At 42.9% G+C, this 18,336-nt stretch carries 11 protein-coding genes; 2 read left to right on the top strand and 9 right to left on the bottom strand.

Going from position 1 to position 18,336, the window contains the following annotated elements; translation table 11 throughout:
* Positions 1–21: 21 nt before the first annotated feature.
* Positions 22–957, bottom strand: a complete 936-nt coding sequence (locus BRLA_RS05670) for a 50S ribosomal protein L11 methyltransferase (protein WP_003334961.1) — start codon at positions 955–957, stop codon at positions 22–24.
* Positions 958–1,310: 353 nt separating this feature from the next.
* Here BRLA_RS05670 and csaB point away from each other — a divergent pair, with 353 nt between their 5' ends.
* Together csaB and BRLA_RS05655 are read left to right on the top strand one after the other, a co-directional pair.
* Positions 1,311–2,414, top strand: a complete 1,104-nt coding sequence (gene csaB / locus BRLA_RS05660) for a polysaccharide pyruvyl transferase CsaB (protein ID WP_003334963.1) — start codon at positions 1,311–1,313, stop codon at positions 2,412–2,414.
* Between the two features lie 31 nt (positions 2,415–2,445).
* Complete coding sequence (locus tag BRLA_RS05655) at positions 2,446–3,294, top strand: class I SAM-dependent methyltransferase (protein WP_003334965.1); 849 nt, start codon at positions 2,446–2,448, stop codon at positions 3,292–3,294.
* Positions 3,295–3,349: 55 nt separating this feature from the next.
* Here the strand turns inward: BRLA_RS05655 and BRLA_RS05650 are convergent, their stop codons facing one another.
* From BRLA_RS05650 to BRLA_RS05605, 8 genes are all read right to left on the bottom strand, one after another.
* Entirely contained in the window at positions 3,350–4,261 is a 912-nt protein-coding gene (locus BRLA_RS05650) for an ABC transporter ATP-binding protein (protein WP_003334966.1), read from the bottom strand.
* Between the two features lie 6 nt (positions 4,262–4,267).
* Positions 4,268–5,338, bottom strand: a complete 1,071-nt coding sequence (locus tag BRLA_RS05645; protein ID WP_003334967.1) for a FecCD family ABC transporter permease — start codon at positions 5,336–5,338, stop codon at positions 4,268–4,270.
* 18 nt (positions 5,339–5,356) lie between these two features.
* Complete coding sequence (locus BRLA_RS05640) at positions 5,357–6,361, bottom strand: ABC transporter substrate-binding protein (RefSeq protein ID WP_003334968.1); 1,005 nt, start codon at positions 6,359–6,361, stop codon at positions 5,357–5,359.
* Between the two features lie 225 nt (positions 6,362–6,586).
* A complete protein-coding gene (locus BRLA_RS05635) occupies positions 6,587–8,164 on the bottom strand; it encodes a PepSY domain-containing protein (RefSeq protein ID WP_003334970.1) in 1,578 nt (525 codons plus the stop codon).
* Positions 8,145–8,690: an RNA polymerase sigma factor gene (locus tag BRLA_RS05630; protein WP_003334971.1), complete on the bottom strand. Its 546-nt coding sequence runs from the start codon at positions 8,688–8,690 to the stop codon at positions 8,145–8,147. The genes BRLA_RS05635 and BRLA_RS05630 overlap by 20 nt, the downstream gene beginning before the upstream one ends.
* 59 nt (positions 8,691–8,749) lie before the next feature.
* Positions 8,750–9,937, bottom strand: a complete 1,188-nt coding sequence (locus tag BRLA_RS05625) for a hypothetical protein (protein WP_003334972.1) — start codon at positions 9,935–9,937, stop codon at positions 8,750–8,752.
* A gap of 1,879 nt (positions 9,938–11,816) precedes the next feature.
* The gene (locus BRLA_RS05610) at positions 11,817–12,269 is read right to left on the bottom strand and encodes an SUKH-3 domain-containing protein (RefSeq protein ID WP_003334975.1); all 453 of its coding nucleotides are present in this window, start codon (positions 12,267–12,269) and stop codon (positions 11,817–11,819) included.
* 14 nt (positions 12,270–12,283) lie between these two features.
* Positions 12,284–18,331, bottom strand: coding sequence for an RHS repeat-associated core domain-containing protein (locus BRLA_RS05605; RefSeq protein ID WP_003334976.1), 6,048 nt, complete (start codon positions 18,329–18,331; stop codon positions 12,284–12,286).
* Between the last annotated feature and the right edge of the window lie 5 nt (positions 18,332–18,336).

Below are 18,336 nucleotides of genomic sequence, written 5' to 3'. Positions count from 1 at the left end.
TTCTCCTCCTTTGGGATGCAACTATTTTCCTTTATTGTCGCACAATTCCAATAAGAGTGTCACCCATTCTTCGCTCTGTTTTTGTTCCATCACATAAAATCCTGCTTGTTCATAGGCTTCTACTACCTGTGGCAAAATCCATTCTACTATTCCTGATAGGAGTAAGCGGCCAGTAGGCTTACAGGTACGTTTTACTAGCGGCAGCATTTGTATCACTTCTTCTCCGCCAATATTAATGAAGATAAAATCAAAATATTTTTCCAAGGATAACAGATGATCGTCGACGGATGCATCCCCTATCAGCACCTTCACAGATTGATCAGATAATTGATTAAGAGCCAGATTTTGCTTTAGCTGATAATCAGTCTCCGGGTTGATATCTGCGGCATAGACAGGATATGCGGCGCCATTTAACAAGCTGAAAATAGAGAGAATTCCTGAACCAGCTCCTACATCCAAAATGGTTTTGCCAGCTAATTCGCTCTCCTGTAAAAACCGTAAAATATCCTGTGTTGTTCCATGATACCCCGTTCCAAAGGCAGCACCGGGATCAATGTAGAGCACATGCTCTGCTTGCTCTAGCACCTGCGCATCTTCCCAAGAGGGAGCTATTACCCAATCCCCCACTTGTACGGAGGTAAACTCATCTTTCCACGATTCATTCTCCTCCTCTACTTGTTCAGTGGCTGTGACTTTAATTCTGCCTTCCCATTGATCAAGATATCTCTGTAGTCGAGCTGTCTGTTCCTGCTCCGTAGTGGATAATGGCTCAAACAAATAGGCGGTCATCGGTTTCTCAGTCAGTTCTGCATAATCGTATCCATTATTAGTCGTAATGACCTCTACTTGAGGTTCAATCCATCCTAATGTGTATTCGGTTTCCATAATGGTATAGGAAAATATCTCCTCTAATTCTCCCGGTAGGGAAAGCGTATATTTCATCCAATATTTTGTCATGCAACAAGTTCCTTTCTTCCAAAAATCTAGCGTATCCTAGTGTAGACATGGTAATATGAACGGTATTAGAGCGTGTTTAAGAGAGGGGTCTACACGATGTTTGATGAGTTTTTCTATCGAAGACGAAAAAACAAAGGCATCCTGTATGTAATGATCAGCTTTATCGTACTTAGTGGATTGTTAGTTGCCGCAGGAATCTACTATATTATGTAGTTCTATCTCCTTCGCTTTACTTACCTATCGCCTCTCGATTATACTTGAGGATGTGCCCAATTTAGAAAAACGGCACTTATGATTGTATACTACTTATCAGTTACGTTACCAGTACGTTTGAATAGAAAGAAGGTTCTCTCATGTCGCGAATTCTCATCTCCGGATATTACGGCTTTAATAATGCCGGGGACGATGTTGTGTTATACGGAATCATTACCTCGCTCAGACGAGAACAACCGAATATTTCCCTATCCGTGTTGTCAAATACGCCTGAGCGGACAACATCGCTATTTGGGATATCCGCCCATAATCGTTGGAAGCTCTCCACGATTGTGCGAGAATTAAAGCAAAGCGACCTGTTGGTAATGGGTGGCGGTACACTCATGCAGGACGTTACCAGCCCCCGCAGTGTACTCTATTATCTCGGGATCGTTACAATTGCCAAATTATTAGGCAAGCCCGTCGTATTTTATGCGCAAGGCTTCGGTCCTATCCTAAAATCCTTTAGCCGTTCCATGATTAAAACAGTCGTGAATCATGTAGATGTCATTACTGTACGCGATCATGAATCAGGTGAAGATTTTAAAGCTTGTGGGGTAACCAAGGCACCGTTATATGTTACAGCGGACCCTGCCCTCACTATTCATCCTGAGGACATTTCGGATGAACGCGGGGCTGAGCTGGTATCACCCATGTTCGAAGATTCATCCCGACCGCTTGTGATCTTTTCTGTTCGTGATTGGAAAACGGAAGAGCGTTTCAAACAGGTGATTGCCGATGCTGCGGATTATTATCAGGAACGTGGTTGGAACGTCTTGTTTCTACCCATGCATTTTCCAAGCGATATCGCCCCTTCTGAGGATATTCTGAAGGTGATGCAGCATAAGGGTGCGGCAATGCTCAAGGACCATGTCTCTTTTCATGACATTATGTGCATCCTGAAGCAAGCAGATTACGTGGTGGGGATGAGGCTTCACTCTTTGATCCTTGCTTGTATGCTTCACATTCCGTTTATCGGGATTTCCTATGATCCTAAAATTGATCGTTTTGTGGAACGTGCAGGCATGACCTGTGCGGGCCATATCAAGGATTTAACATCAGAGCAGTTGCTTACACTACTTGACGATCGTATGCTACATCTAGATCGGGAGCAAGCCATCATCCGTGAAAGGGCTGACTTGCTCAAAGCGGAAGCTATGAAAAGTAGTGAGCTCGTATTACAAGCGTTAGCCAGCAAGAAATAACTGTCGTTTGTTTGTAAGGAGGCAAAATACCTTGTCATTCTCTTCGTCATTACTTATCGCATTAAACAAAATGTTTCCTTTGCCGGTCCACCCGTTCAATCTAGCGAATGACGGTAAAATGAGTTATACCGAATGGCAATTTCGCAAGGGTGATCAGACCATTCAATTCTTCCTGCCATTCCATTCTCAGGAAGAAATGTTCAAAAATAAGACCGTGCTAGATATCGGCTGTGGCGGTGGTGGTAAAACCTGCTACTACGCTACATTTGGCCCAGAAAAGATTATCGGAATTGACATTGTCCCTCATTATGCAGAAGAAGGTAATGCCTTTGCTAGGGAAAAAGGCTTGGATCACATCGCTTCCTTCATGACCGGTGATGCATCCAAAATGTTATTTGAAGACGAGACGTTCGATACAATTATTATGAATGATGCGATGGAGCATGTAGATAACCCAGAGAAAACGCTGGAGGAATGCTTCCGTGTGTTAAAAAAGGGCGGTCATCTCTACATTAACTTCCCACCGTATTATCATCCATACGGCGCTCACTTGTCAGATGCAATCGGATTCCCTTGGGTTCACTCCTTCTTTTCTGAACAAACCCTGATTGATGCGTATCGTAAGCTCGTGCAGGATTTGCCAGACGGGAAAGATCGTTTAGGCTTTCGTATCAGCAAACGTCCAGATGGTTCCGAGTACTTCTCGTATATCAATCACATGACAATCAGACGTTTCCGCAACATTCAAAAAGGCGTTCACTACCCTGCTGTATATCAAAAAGAAATCCCTTTGCGCAATGTGGTAGCGAATTTAGCAAAAACATCTTTGTTCCGTGAGTATTTTGTGAAGATGGTTGTTTGCGTATATCAAAAGAAATAAGACAAAAACCCCAAGCAGATCGTCAACTTCTGCTTGGGGTTTTCTTACGATGTGCCTATTCAATTATCAGCTTTTCTACTTGCTGTTTCGGGCAAACTAGCACTTGTGGTCGCTCTGTTTGAGGATGCTTGATAATCGCTGTGTTTACTTGGAAAACGTCAGAAAGTCGTTCTGTGGTCATCATTTCCGACGGTGTTCCCTCAGCCGAAATCCTTCCATCATGTAGTACAATAATCCGATCACAGTAAAGAGCAGCTAAATTCAGATCGTGTAAAACAGACACGACCGTTACCCCGCACTCCCGCTGCCATTCCTGCACTACATCCATGAATTGCACTTGATAATGAATATCTAAATAAGTAGTAGGTTCATCTAACAAAACGATGCTAGGCGACTGAGCCATGAGCTTAGCTAACGCAGCTCTCTGTCGTTGTCCGCCGCTTAATTGATCTAGCCTTTTGTTTGCCAACCTCTTTAATTGCAATCGTTCCATGATACTATCAATAAATGGTCCGCTATCCTCTGCTTCTGTTCCCCACCAGGATTGATATGGGAAACGTCCCATTTCTACGACTTCTTGAACCGTATAATGAATCGGAGGAATTGTTTCCTGTTGGAGGACAGCCATATGCTGGGACAATTTTTTTCTCCCATATGATTTAATGTCTTTTCCATATACAAGAATTTGTCCAGCAGATGGTGTCTCTGCTCGTGACATCAAAGATAGCAGGGTAGATTTACCACTGCCGTTCGGTCCAATAATCCCTAGCCACTCACCCGCCCCAATTTCAATGCTCACCTGATGTAAAACCGCTTGATTTCCATATCGATGTGAGACATCACAGACTGAAATGACTGGTGCATTCTGATCCTTTTGCAAGGTCTGCTGGCTATTGAAGTGTCGGGAAAAGCCACGGCTTTGCTGTTGTTTATCTGCTGTTACCTGTTGTTGTCCTCTGTTCGTCATCAGCAATCATCCTCCCCTACGTTTCCGTTTATTGCGGATCAGTAGCATGGCAAAGAACGGTGCACCAATAAAGGCTGTTACTACTCCAAGCGGTATTTCTGTCGGAGCAAGCAACGTGCGGGAGATGGTATCTGCCCACAGCACATAAACAGCTCCACCTAAAGCAGACATGGGAATCAATAAACGATAATCAGCTCCTATGATCATCCGTAGCAGATGCGGAACGACCAATCCAACAAAACCGATCACACCTGATACGGATACAGCGGCTGCCGTTACAAGAGTGGCTGTCAATAGTACAATCCATTTCGTCCTTTCTACATGCAAGCCTAGGTGTCCCGCTTGTCTTTCTCCTAAGGCAAGCATATTTAAGGGACGAGCATATGCAAATAAAACAAGAAGTCCTATAGCTAGGTAAGGCAAGAGGATTCCCGTATATGACCAGCCTCGCATAGCTAAACTTCCCATCACCCAAAATAAAATTTCATTGATGGTTTGCTTGGACATTGCCACAAGAAATGAAACGATCGAGCCTAGAAATGCTTGCATGACTACCCCGGATAAAATCAGGGTTTCAATAGGAATCTTTCCGTTTTCTCTTGCCATCTGTAGCACAATCACTAATGTGCAAACTCCAGTCACAAAGGCAGTCAATGGCACTGTCCATTGCCCTAACCAAGCATATTGCAGGCCAAAATAGATAAGTATCGCCGCCCCAACTGAAGCACCCGAGGATACTCCCAACGTAAAAGGGTCTGCTAGAGGATTGCGTAAAACACCTTGAAAGGCCGCTCCCGCTATTCCAAGCGAAGCTCCGACTAACAAAGCCAGGATTACCCTCGGCAATCTTACGTTTAGCATAATCTGTGTAGAGGATTCATCCCATGTAACGGGAATAACGGAATGCATTCCAGGAATTTGGTGTAGTAAAATGCGGGTTATCTCATCCATCGGCAGCATAACCGAACCAATGGCCAAGCTAGCCACAACAGACAGCAGGAGCAGTATGATTCCCACTGCTCCTGCTACCATTCTTTTTTTCCCGTTCATCTGTCCGTAAGCGCTATTTGTACTCATCCTAGAGGTCAGCCCCACTTACTTAAATTTATCAGGATAGATTGCTTTCGCCATTTCTTTCAGACCTTGAGCAAGGCGAGGTCCCGGACGACTAATGATATTTTGGTCAAGTCCTACGACTGTGTTGTTTTTAATCGCCTCGATCCCACTCCAGCCTTTACGGGAGCGAATAATATCCTCTAAGAATTGGTTGGTTTTTGAGTCTACCACACCCTGTGTGTAAAGAATGACATCAGGATTTTGTTTTATAATGGTCTCTTCGTTAATTTGTACCCAGCCTTTCGTGTCACCAGCTACGTTTATTCCGCCAGCAAGCTCAATCATTTGGTTCAAAAATTCTCCGCTACCAACGGTCCAACCAGGAGAAAATTCAAGATACACTTTCTTTTTTTGATTGATAGGTTTAACAACAGCTAAAACCTCGTCAAGAGTCTTTTGTAGCTCGTCCACAGCTTTCTTTGCTTCAGCCTGATGATCGGTGATTTTACCATACAACTCAATATTGGCGATCACGTCATCATAGGTCTTCGGCTCTACTTTAAAGATTTTAACGCCAAGCTCTCGGAATTTCTTCACTGTTTCTTCTTTCATTGAAATTCCTGTAAAGACAATATCCGGTTTGGCAGCCAAAATAGATTCAACGTTCGGTGCCATAATGCTCCCCATTTTCGGTTTATCCTTAGTTGATGCTGGGTAATCATCGTAGTCAGAAACACCCATAATTTGTTGCTCAAGTCCAAGAGCAAATAAGGTTTCCGTTTCGGCAGGCGATACCGATACAATACGCTCCGGGGCTTTTTCGAAGATGAACTCTTCTCCCGTCACATCTTTTACCTTAAGCGGATAGATGGTTTTTAGAGAAACATCTGACGCTTGATGATCCGCAGCAGAATCAGTCGCTTGGTTTTGACTTGGGGACGGCTGTACTCCTTCCTTTGGTGTTGTTTCACCGGAACACGCAGTTAGCGAAACAGCTAAGCATACGGTTAGCAATGCTGTTAGACGATGTTTCATTTTGTTCATGGAAATATCCTCTCTTCCCTTATTTTAATCGATCATATGTACCAAAAATCCCCAATCCTTCAAACAGACGGATTAGGGATGGTGTCGCCTCTTGAACGGGAGGACTGCTTTCCTCCATCTGACATAAAGAATGCAATTATCTCGTAAAAGAAACTATCGTATTTAATTATAGGAGAAAGAAAGCGAACTTACAAGAAAACTGGTATAGAAGGTAACATCACCTTACTATCTAATTACTTCACCAGTCACCGCATCCACATATAGCCTAGGTGTGTCATGATAATATATTTGATAAACCAAGTGAGGAGTTACTTTTTGTTGCTTCTTATCCTCTAGCATGGTATAGACTAAAGATAGCGGTCGTTCTTTCAAGTAAATAGCTGCTGCTGCTTCTGGCGTCATGGCTTTCGATTTGTCTGGTAGTGTAGCAGGGCCTTGTACGCTATAGCCTAGATGAAGTCCAATTACCTTCTCTGTTATGGTATCAAGCGTTACCAAATAGCTTCGGTTAATAACGGGTATACCTTGATGCGACCTTATAAATTGATAGGTTTGAGTCAATCCTGCTTTTTTAACGTCGATTAATTGAAGCTCTTTCGTATTGGCATCCATATATCTTTCGATGATCCTCGTCGCCGTTCCAGTTAATTCCTTGTGAATCGCATTGGTAGAAGTATTCGCATCCTTCTCATCTGATGAACTAATCCTAAATCCCATTATTTGTCCATCAAGGGTCTCAACCTTAAGTATTTTTCCCTCTTCCATTTGCCAGGAATATTGTTTGTAGTTTTCCGTAGATCCAGCATCATCTGTCGCATTAGGTCCAAATACAGCGATGCCAAATTCCTGTTGAAGGATTCTCACAACCTCCTCTGGGGTATGAGCAATTAGTTTTTTACTCTGGGATACGATCGGAATAGGCTTACTAGATTGTTGACCTTGCTCCTCTTCCTTCGCTTCTCTTACTTGCCCGCTAACCGCATCTATATAGCCCGAAAAATTAAATTCATAGGTAAGACGCGGCTTTTCATCCCCTTGGTAGACTAGCCTCATATTTTTCATAAATAATTGTGTAGCAGTCGCTTTAGATATAGCTTGCTGTGGCAACGGAAATTTCAGATTCGTATCTGTGTTTTTGGTAATGGTAGATTGTTTTATTTGCCCTGATTCATCTAATTCCACTTTATAACTGTCCGCTAAAAAAGGGATTCCATTTACCATCCGGTTCATGAAAATGTATCCGCGAGCTGGAGCAGACAGTGCGGGATTTATTTGATATCCTCTTATATCCTCGCCACCGAGCTCTTGCAAATAGGTTAATGCCTTTTCCTTCGGGGGAGGATTGTTTGGTTCTTGTCTATTCTCTTTTGTTGCTGATCTTGGAGTTGTCACATCGTTTTGTTCTTTTCCTTTCGTCGTTTGTTTCTGGATAGGGGAATCCTTTAGAGAAATCGGTTGCTTAGATACGGGCTGTTGTTTTTGTTCCTGCTGTTGCTTTTGCTTATCTGATACCTCAACAGGGGGCTTCGCAATAAACTCCTGTTTCGTAGGATAGCTGGACATAGGTGGCAAAGCCTCTTTATGCATTGAAGGCGCAAATAGGTACAATAAAAGTGCGAATATGCTTGCTAATCCCAGTCCGTATTGAATTGGCCGAAATAATCGGCTTCTTTTATGCACCACAAGATTCGTCTGATACTCTAGACGGGCACGTAACGTTTCCACAAAGTCTTTACTTGGTTTGTTTTTTGTATGTAATCTTCTTAAGCGAACAAGCAATTCCTTATCTTTTTGCCAATCCATCGTACAGCTCCCCTCCTATCCGTCCTGCTAATTCCTTTTCAAGCTTCTTTAATGCTCGATGCAAGGTCACTTTCACCTGTGATTCCGAATAATCCATGATGGAGGCGGTTTCTCTGACGCTGTATCCCTGAATTCCTCTTAGTATGACAACCATTCTGTAATGCTGTGGGAGCTTCTGGATCGCTCGGATCAACTCCTGCTCCTCCTCCCAGCTTTCTACTGCTTTTTCTGGCAAACCATCTGAAGACATATGTTTTTTTAGCACATCAATGGAAAACAGACTTTTCCATCTTTTCTTGCGATGATGGTCAATAGCAATGTGCTTTGCTATCGCAAATAGCCATGTTTTGATATTTGCCCTGCTCTCATAGCGTTCCAAGGCACGGATCACACGGACAAAAACCTCCTGTGTCAAGTCCTCTGTGTCGTTTTGATTGCCAGTATAATAGAGCAGAAAATGATAGACATCCAAATAATACTGCTCATAAATGAACAGCACCTGCTGTTTTACATCTTCGCCATACAATGCAGTTCCTCCATTCAAAATCGCTTGTTGATAAGTCTCTCAGACTATATGAGTAACAACTAGCCATCAAAGCTGTATATTTTACCGTCTGCCCCCACCCCAAAGGCATAATGCTCTTTTTCAGGAGCTGGACCATCTAGGATGACTAGCGTTACTCCATTTGTTCCCGGCATGATGATATTTCCAACTGTGTAGCTTGTTACTTTGCCTCCTTGGACACGCTGTAAGAAATCAAATACCTTTTGTTTGGCCAGCTCTGGAGATGCTCCTTTCCCAGATGGGCGTTTTTTAAATTGCATATAAACAAGCTTGCCTGTTTCTTCGTCTATTTGCATTCTGACTTCTTCTTTTTTATCAGTCTTTGACCTTTTAAAAGAAATATCATAAAAAGAATTATATGTTGATAGGCTAATTTCTTTTACATGATAATCTCTTAATTCCGGGTAAAGTACGTGCATCCGATCAAACATAGCCTGTGCCGGCTTTGTCAGCTCGTCATTTGGCATGTCCCGATTTTCGAGGTCAGCCGCATACCATTTATCGAATAAAATTGGTTTTGTTGCAGCATTCAAGCTTTCAATTCTACCATTTTCACCGAAACACACCGAAACGTAAGTTGTTAGATTTTTCTTATTTGGAAGGCTGATTCGGAAATTAACGACTGGGGGCAGGGTTTTAGCTGAAATTAGCTTGCCTTCCCCTTCTTTTTTGACTTCTCTCCATATAGAAATAGGCACGGAATTCTTTGCCTTTTCTCCATACAATTTTTCTAGTAGAAGGGCTGCTTGTTGTTTAGCTGTTTCATCGGTGATTTGTTTTTCTGATCCCTTTAAGGAAGTGTAAACACTTGTCCCCTTGGGATATTCTGTTCGTTCAAAAAAGCCGAAATATAATAATTCTCCGGTTTGTCTGTCTAATTGAATATGGACGATTGGCGTATTACCCGCACCATTCTTGCTTAATTCTACGTTGATTAATTTACTCCACCTTTTTGTAAGATCAATCTTCTGATTTTTATATTCCTTGATTTCGGGAAAGGCTAGCGTTAGCTTATCTATCACACTCTTTACCTGACGATTGATATCAGCTTGTTGGGTGATCTCTCCTTGTGTAGAGGTGACTTTTTTCCCAGTAGTTTTCGTATCTATAGCCCAAACCGGTGAGATCGGTACAGAAAGTAGTGTTATAGCTGAAGCAATTGCTATATATCTGGGTACTGACATCGTTTTGTTTTTGGGGATGTTCATTTTATCTCTCCTCAATCTCTACCTTTTTTAACCTCTATTAGTCGAACCAAGCGGGAAATGGTTACAGCTTTTTTGTTTTTTTTATTAGGAAAATGATATGTATACAATTGGGTTGGTGTGGGGCGAGGAGTTCGTTTTGCGTCTCGTCAAGATAACTCCGGGTTGTTCAAGTCGATTCGGGGTTACAGATGTTATAGAGAGTGTTGGGGATAAAGGTATAAGGTATAAGGTATAAGGTATAAGGTATAAGGTATAAGGTATAAGGTATAAGGTATAAGGTATCAGTTACAACTGTGTTAACTTTTTCTTCACGATATATTACTTGCTGTAGTATCCTGTACAGATAATTTGTAGGAATTGTTCAGTTCATTGAGATAAAGCCTATCTAGACTCCGCGGGTTCATATTACTTTATTGTTACTTTCATTTTTCATCCTTAGAGCTAAACGTTAAACAATTGTAAGTTCCCTTTCCTCCCTTGCAATTTCCTTTCCACGATCTCACTTCTAAACATCGTTTTTATCTCCTTTTTCAGTCGGAAGCTTTTACTTGAAAACTTTCAAACGATAAGAAATAAAACATTACTATGAATTAGTTTGGTAAAATTCAAGTAATAAATCTAGCAGAAAATTCGTAGGGTTATTAATGAAACCCGTCTTTAATCACCCATGGGACTTATCTGAGGAAGAAGCCATAGAGCTACAAAATACTTTGGCAAAAAGATCATACAAAATGACCAATTTAGGAATTAATTATTTTGTAGGAATTGACGTTACGTACAGTCAGCGTAATGATACCCTCGTCGCAGCGTTGTTATTATGGAAGATTGTTCTCTGATAATCGTTGAAACGGTTGTGGTAGAGGATATCATACATTTTCCGATATTCCCGTTTATTTTCCGCCTGTAGTGAAAGAATGTAGGAAATTAACCATTACTTCAGATTTAATGGTATGTGATGGACAAGGACATGCACATTCTAGGCGTGCTTTGAATAGAATTAGGATAGAAACTACGTACTAAATACTCGTGAGAATATGTATCTATTTGTGATTATAAATGGATTGGTCTATGGTTCTACTTAGCCTTTTATTTTGCAAAAAATCTCGCTTGTCCTCAATTACTGTCTCAAAAGGCAAAGATGTCAATTCAAAAATTCCATTTAATTTTAAACCATCTCGAGCACTTTTTTTGATACTATCTTGTGTTATCTCATTCGATTCTTTATATCCCAGGACAATCGCATATCCGATAACCTTTAACTGCTGAAGTCCTTCGTTTATATTCATATTAAATATATAATCAAGATCTTCATCAGTTATATATTCTATATCTAAATTTTATGAAACTTAATATAGAATCGGTTTTATATCACTAGTTCTCATTTCATCATTCTTTTCAGGTTTCACCTAATATTTTAGCCCTTAGTCACTAATTATCAATTGTCTATCCCCTTAACTTGTCGCTCTTCATTAATATCCTTTGCTAATAACAAACCCCTTTCGATCTGTCACGTCGTCTAACTGGTATGGAAGACGAGCTTATCGTTCTTCTTGCTCTAGTAACTTATTGATTAGATAATCTGCTAAAAAAGTGCACCTGTCAGTCCTGACTATTTCAGTGTATCTACTTGTTTAAACACTAGCTATTTGTAATTACCTCTACTCTGCTTGAGCTAGTAATTAAGCCCCTTTTTTTGCTTCCTATACCCTCTTTCTGCCATTATTTCTTTTTCCTTTTGGATATGACAAAAAAGCTCATTCCTAACTCATGGCTTGAGTTGGAATAAGCTTTTGGAGGTTACATAGCATTTGTTTCATTGTGTATCGCTGAGTTTGTTGGTCTTATTGTAGAATCTAAATGTTAGATCTCCTAGTATCCCCTATTCATCTTCAACATTCACAACTTCCAAATTAATACCACTAACGATATTATGAATTGCCTGACAAAAATTATCTCCCAAACGGATAAGAAAATCATCGTTTCCACCATAAAAAGTTCCTGATGAAGAAATATACCAGGTCATATCCATAAGTGAAATTTCTCCAACTATAACAAATGGCTCGTTACAATATCTTTCATATCTTCTTGATACTTCTCGGAATATTGAGCTTGCTGCATCAATTGGATTAATAGTCAAGGTTATATAGCTATCTGATCTTTTAGGATTTTTAAATTGGATTATCAAACCACCATATTCTTTTAGAAATTCAGCTGCATTCTTAAAAACGTAATATTCTTCTTCATTCAAAAAATCCAAGTATTGACTAATGTCCACTTCTCGTCCCTTAAACCAGCCTGCTTTCTGAAGTAACTCTCGCACCTTATCTTCCATGATTCCGCTCCTTGTTATTTAATAACCGTAACTAATTTACTGTACATCGAATCACAGTTCAAACACATTTCTTTAAATTCACCAGATTTAATGTTGATCGTATACATATTCAGATCAGTAATTTTGTTTCCATTGAATAGAGCGTGGTTAATGGCATTGAACTCTCCGCAGTTATCTAATGGATAGTTCGTTTCAGAAACCCCTTTACGATCAATAATCTTTTGTAAATCTGTATGTGTTTCATTTAATCTAGTCGGGTTATTTTTTGATCCACTTATTCCATAAAACATCTCGCCTGTCTTTTTATCTACTGCAACGCTCAAAACTTTTGCGTCAATCTTTCCACCAGTTGTCTTCCTAATTGTTCCATTAAGGATACCATCTCTCAAACTAGAGGCATACTGTTTTGCAGCATCATCTACATTTTTTAGATTTAAGACTTGTGCACTAGCTTTTGAATTTGGATTAGGTTCGGGTTTACCCGTCCCCTCAGCCTTGCCCTTCTTACACTGCCCAGTCCCAAGCCCTGCCAACCCCAGCGGATCAATAAACCCTACTGGATCGCCATTCACATAGGCAAATCGGTTAAAGGTCTGCCCTTCAGTCACGTCCCCGGGTAAAATATCTCGGTTCAGGAACCGCTTCAGTCCGGGGTGATAGTATCTCGCCCTCATGTAATACAAGCCATTCGGGTCGGTCATGACACCGTCTCTACCATTATAACAAAACGGTTGGGAGGTTGTACCATCGTGTTGTTCTAATTCGCCATACACGCCATAGCTATAGCGGTCGGTGATGCGTCCGCTCCAATCACTCAGCATTGTGGTGCTACCGCGCATATCCATATGATAGGACAGATAATTCCCTTGCGCATCCTCTCGACCGATCAAGCCCTGCCCATACACATAATAAGCTTTCGGACTGCCATCTTCCCCTAGCTCCATCAGAACACGGCTAAATACTTCCTCTTGATCGACTACATAGCGTGTCGTCTTTCCCTTCCACGTCATCGAGGTACGTACAAACTCGGCATCATAGGTGTAGTGTGCTTGACCTGTACGCACTAAGCGATTGCGGGCATCATATGTATAGGTATGGGTTTGCTCATTCTCTGTCCATGTGAGTAGATTGCCGTCTGCATCCATCTCTACTGGCTGTTCATTTACATGGGAAAGTCGGTTGTCCTTTCCATACCCCATAGCCTTCTTGGATACGGCCTCTACCGTCCCGATTCCTGTGACGTTTCCACCTTTATCGTAGCTGTACCAGACGCGACCGCCGGGCCATTCACCGCTTACCAGTCGTTTTAAAGCGTCATAGGTGTACTGCTTTTCCTCTTCCTGTACAATCTGGCCTAGCTCATTGTACACGTAGCGATATTTCTGGAGCATGACGCCTTGGCGGTTCTGATCCCACAGACGCACCATTTGTCCAGCGATGTCATAGCTACGTTGCTCGATAGTTCCATTTGGTCGAACGGTCTTGATTAATCGCCCATTTTCGTCGTAGGTGTAGGTTGTACGACGTCCTGCCCAGTCTTTTACCTCCGTGAGCTGTCCGGCTACATCGTAGGTATACTGCACAACCTTTCCATCTGGATAGATAAGATGCGTTAGCTGGCTATTTTCATCATAACGGTATCGGATGGTATTTCCGTAGCTATCTGTACAAGCAGTGACACGTCCTAACAGGTCATACTCCCGATGCTTCGCGCCTGCTCCTTCTTCCTGTATCGTAACGAGATTGCCGTCTGTATCGTATTCTCTACGAACGGTGCTAACCTCATCCTTTTGCTCGATAAGCTGACCTGCGGCATCGTAGCGATAGTTGGTTTCCTGTCCTTTAGCATTGGTACGCTTGTGCATCCAGCCTCGTTCATCGTAGGCAAAATGAGTAGCTTCCCCGCTGGCGTTTTGTTCCACCACCACTAGCCCACTTTGATCGTATTGAAGCGTCGTTTCGTTTTCATTGGCATCGGTATAGCTGATGAGACGACCTTCCTTGTCATATTGCTGACGATAGATCGCGGCATCGCTTTCCATAACCTCGGTTAGACGAGCAACAGCATCATAGGCGTAGGTTGTGGTTTGTCCGAGGGCATTTGTCTTTTTCGTGCATTGGTATATTTTATTAAAGCCGTACAGCGTTGTATGACCTAAGGCATCTGTAGCGGAAACGAGATTGCCTCCTGCATCATAGCTGACGTCCTGTACCTTATTCCCCAGTGCATCCCAGATTTGAATGAGTCGTCCATTTTCATCATAGGAGGCTTTCTCGGTTCGGCCTAATGGATCTGTAATAGAAATAATGCGCCCCATTTGATCCCGCTCATAGTGAATTTCTGCTTCATTTGGCTGGATGACAGTAATCAATTGGCCCTCAGCATCATACTGATAGGTGGTTGTCTGTCCTAGCGGGTCCGTTACGCTTTCCATTGGTCCTAGCACATGATAGCGATAGCGGGTGGTTGCTCCTGAAGGCATCGTTTCTTCTATTCGTTGATCAAAGGCATCATAGGCAAAGGAATACTTGCGTCCGAGCGGGTCGATTACTTGTACGATGTTATCGTTAGCATCATAGGTGCGTCGTACTTTTCCACCCCGTCCATCTTGGAACGAAGCAATACGACCAACCTCGTCGTAGCCTACCTGTATAACACGGCCTTCTCCGTCACAAACTGCGGTGAGTAAGCCTTTGTCATCGTATTGATAACGGCTTGTCACACCATTCAAATCCGTATAGCTTACGCGTTGTCCGTGCTCGTTGAAGCCAATCTCTGAGCGACTTTCGTCAGGACGAGCAATCCTTACCAGACGTCCACGCTCATCATACGTGTAGCTTGTGATGCCACCCTCTGCATTGGTTTCGGACAGTAGCAAATCATCCTCGCTGTATACATAGCTGGTTGGATTCCCTAGTGGATCGACTACCTGAATCAGATTGCCGCGTGGATCGTACTCATAAGTAGTCGTCTCATTTCCTACTGTTTCGGCAATCATTTGGCCTCGGTCATTATATTCATACGTAAAGCGACTGCCGTCTCTTTCTTGTTTTTCGACTAGTAGCATCCGTTCGTCGTGAATCATGACCTCCGTTGCACCCAGACGATCTGTGAAAGTTGTAATCGTTGACCCAGGTATGCTTTCTGTGTCATAGGTGAACGTAGAGGCTAGTCCTAAGGCATTGGTCTGCGCAATAACTCGCCCCTCATAGTCATAGGTGTTGCGATATTGCAAAATTCCATCCACAGTAAGCGACTCGATCTGTCCTTGCTCGGTATACGTTAACTCGCTGATGGTTCCATTCGGATCGACGAATTGACTGAGGCGACGCGATTCATTGTAATCAAATTGCACACTGCGTGAAGCATCGTAGACACTGTATAATAGCCCTTCTTGTCCATATGTTAAGGATAGAGATCGACCAGTAATAGCGTCTGTCATTTTAACAAGGCGATTTGAGGAATCATGAACAAAGGTTAACGCTTGTCCCAAGGCATTCGTTTGTTTACTTACTTGTCCATTGCGTTTAAAGTAGTAGGTTTCTCGCGTATTTCGGTTGAACAGCTCAAAACCATTCTCGAACTGACGAAGCTCATAAAACATCATGTCGACATCTGCTGAACGGAATACTAGATTCTCTGCTCCCGTCTGCTTAAACACATTTCTTCTGCCTGTGTTCCACCAGATGGTAATCTCACCTTGGTCTATAAGCTCCATGTCGGCATGCATTTCATAATTATGCGTCCAGGCTTTACCAAGTACGCCCTGCTGAAGAAGCATTGAATTGTAGTGTAGCTCGAATACCCATGTCTCAGCCCCGTACAGCTTCAGAGTAGGATGAATAATAAATTGCGAGCCAGAGCCGGCATGGATCGGATCGTCTACACAGCTTTTTTCATTTGCTTTTTTCGGATTCTTTTGTTTGGCCTTTTCTGCATTTTTTGCCTTTTGAGCGGCTTTTTTGCGTTCTTTCTTCGATTGCTTTTTCTTACCTTTGTGTCGGTTCCTTTTTCCACCCATTAAGCCCGCAACAGTGGCAATCTCACTGCCCGCCACTTCTTCTAGTACTTGGTATCCTGCTTCTGTTGCGACTTCTTTTGAAATTGCCTTTCCAACCTTGCCAACCCGACTGTTTGCAATTGCCTTGAGCTTCATACTGCTTTTGATTTTCTGAACCGCTTCCAGTTGATTGACAGTGCTCTTTAGCTTACGCGAGGCGGTGTATACTTTTCCAACTACTGCATCTGCTATCTTTGTCGTTACTTTGGCTACATCGGCCACTTTATCGGCTACCTTGGCTACTGTTTTTCCCATTTTTAACGCCTTCGCGGCTTTCATTCCGAGCTTAGCACCGGTCGCGGCAGCTCCAGCAAAAGGAACGCATGCCGCTAACGAAAGAGCCGCTCCTGCATAATCTCCGCGAGCTACCGAGATGCCCGCATTAGCAACATCGGCAACGATTCCAACTACCGGAATCATCCCCACCACATCAAGTGCTAACTGCACACCATCCAGTAAGCTTCCCCAGAAGCCCTTTTCTTCCTCCGGTGGCGGTGGTGGCGGTGCTGGGTCCTCAGGCTCTGGTTCCGGTTCTAGGTCAGCCACTGAGACAGGCGATTTAATTAAGCCATCTACCTGTAGCACCGTTCCCTGAATATCCGTCTCTCCATCCAGCACAATACTGCTTTCCTTACACAGCAGATAAATGGCTTCCTGCGCTTTAATCTCGAATTTGGTATCTGTCTCAATCTCCAAATCCTTTTCCGCGGAAAACATAATCACCTTATCGCTGTGAATCTCGATGCCGTCTTCTACATCCAGCTTAATAAACATCTTGCCTTCTTTCGTGTCCTTGGCAGTGAGCACAAAATCAGAGCCGCCTAGCTTCATCTCCTTGCCAAAGTTGGTCCCCCAATACTTCACGCTTGGATCGCCCATCTTCGGAGAATCCTGCCCTGTTTTGCGAACAGAGCTCATCGCTACCGCTCCATCCTCCTGGCTGGTTGCGAAATAAACCTGGATAGCGTCTCCCTCCTGCGGCATGCAGTGAAAGCCGTCAGCTCCTTCTGTTGAATAGACGGAGGAATACGGAAACCACCAGGCCTTGCCCTTGTCTTGGGTTTGATCGATATCGAGATGCACCTTGACGGTATCTCTGCGAATCTCAATAATCCTTCCTTCGAGTGAGACACCTGTTAGCTGTTCATTTCGAATCAGATTCTGCAAAACGCCTTCCTCTTGGCAAAGGGTATAGGTATAGAGCAAGCCGCCTTCGATAAAGCGCGCTATAGATGCCGCTACGGTCAGCTCCTTCTCCTGAAATAACACCTTATCCCCTAATGCAAAATACTGTCCGCTTTCTGCCGTATAGTGAGTGAACGCTGTCTCGTCTAGCTTGCTACCATGTCCCGTGGTGGCTTCCGTGTACCTGTCTAGTGATCTTGCTACACCGTATTGATAGTCTTGTAGCTGTCCTAATTTTCCATCTGGCACTCCAAGTGAGAACTTCGGCGTTTTAGAGCTTGTTTCTGGTAATAAAACCGCACCAAAACGAGACGCCATTCGCTTAATGAACGCCCAATCTGTCTCCTTATATTGCAGCGTAAAGCCTTCTAATGTAGCATTGTTTGTAGCGTAATCGAGATAGTCTGATCCTGGATAATCCTTTAAAATGAAATCTAGTAGAGCTGTGTACGTCATGTTTTTATCTTGAAAGGATCTGGTCTTCTCTTTTATATCGAGCTGGCTCGTCAGCGAGATGCCCTCTAGCTCGATATAGTAGATGCCACGAACAGCTCGAACTCCGATATTTTCTACGAGTCCTGTAAATAGATTCCTGACCACTCGTCCATCCTCTACCTCGTTGACCTCGATGATATCGCTACTTGTGGCCATGGCGATGTAGCTATCCTTCTTCTCTTCCGGAATGATTCCGGTCAGATATAGCTTGGCGTGGTCGTTTGCTTCTTTGACTAGCTGTAAATCCTGCAGCGTTTGTATATCGTAGGGAGATACTACTTGAATATTTCCATATCCCGCTACTTTAGCTGTCGTTTTCACACACA

It is taken from the genome of Brevibacillus laterosporus LMG 15441 (assembly GCF_000219535.2).
Classification (GTDB): Bacteria; Bacillota; Bacilli; order Brevibacillales; family Brevibacillaceae; genus Brevibacillus_B; species Brevibacillus_B halotolerans.
Note: the sequence above shows the minus strand (reverse complement) of the source record. Positions and strands in the feature narration are given on the sequence as shown.

Excerpts from the sequence above, each read along its gene's own strand:
- BRLA_RS05610 (WP_003334975.1), bottom strand. The coding sequence starts at position 12,269 with ATGGAAGATAAGGTGCGAGAGTTACTTCAGAAAGCAGGCTGGTTTAAG.
- BRLA_RS05670 (WP_003334961.1), bottom strand. The coding sequence starts at position 957 with ATGACAAAATATTGGATGAAATATACGCTTTCCCTACCGGGAGAATTA.
- BRLA_RS05625 (WP_003334972.1), bottom strand. The coding sequence starts at position 9,937 with ATGAACATCCCCAAAAACAAAACGATGTCAGTACCCAGATATATAGCA.
- BRLA_RS05645 (WP_003334967.1), bottom strand. The coding sequence starts at position 5,338 with ATGAGTACAAATAGCGCTTACGGACAGATGAACGGGAAAAAAAGAATG.
- BRLA_RS05635 (WP_003334970.1), bottom strand. The coding sequence starts at position 8,164 with ATGGATTGGCAAAAAGATAAGGAATTGCTTGTTCGCTTAAGAAGATTA.
- BRLA_RS05640 (WP_003334968.1), bottom strand. The coding sequence starts at position 6,361 with ATGAACAAAATGAAACATCGTCTAACAGCATTGCTAACCGTATGCTTA.
- csaB (WP_003334963.1), top strand. The coding sequence starts at position 1,311 with ATGTCGCGAATTCTCATCTCCGGATATTACGGCTTTAATAATGCCGGG.
- BRLA_RS05650 (WP_003334966.1), bottom strand. The coding sequence starts at position 4,261 with ATGACGAACAGAGGACAACAACAGGTAACAGCAGATAAACAACAGCAA.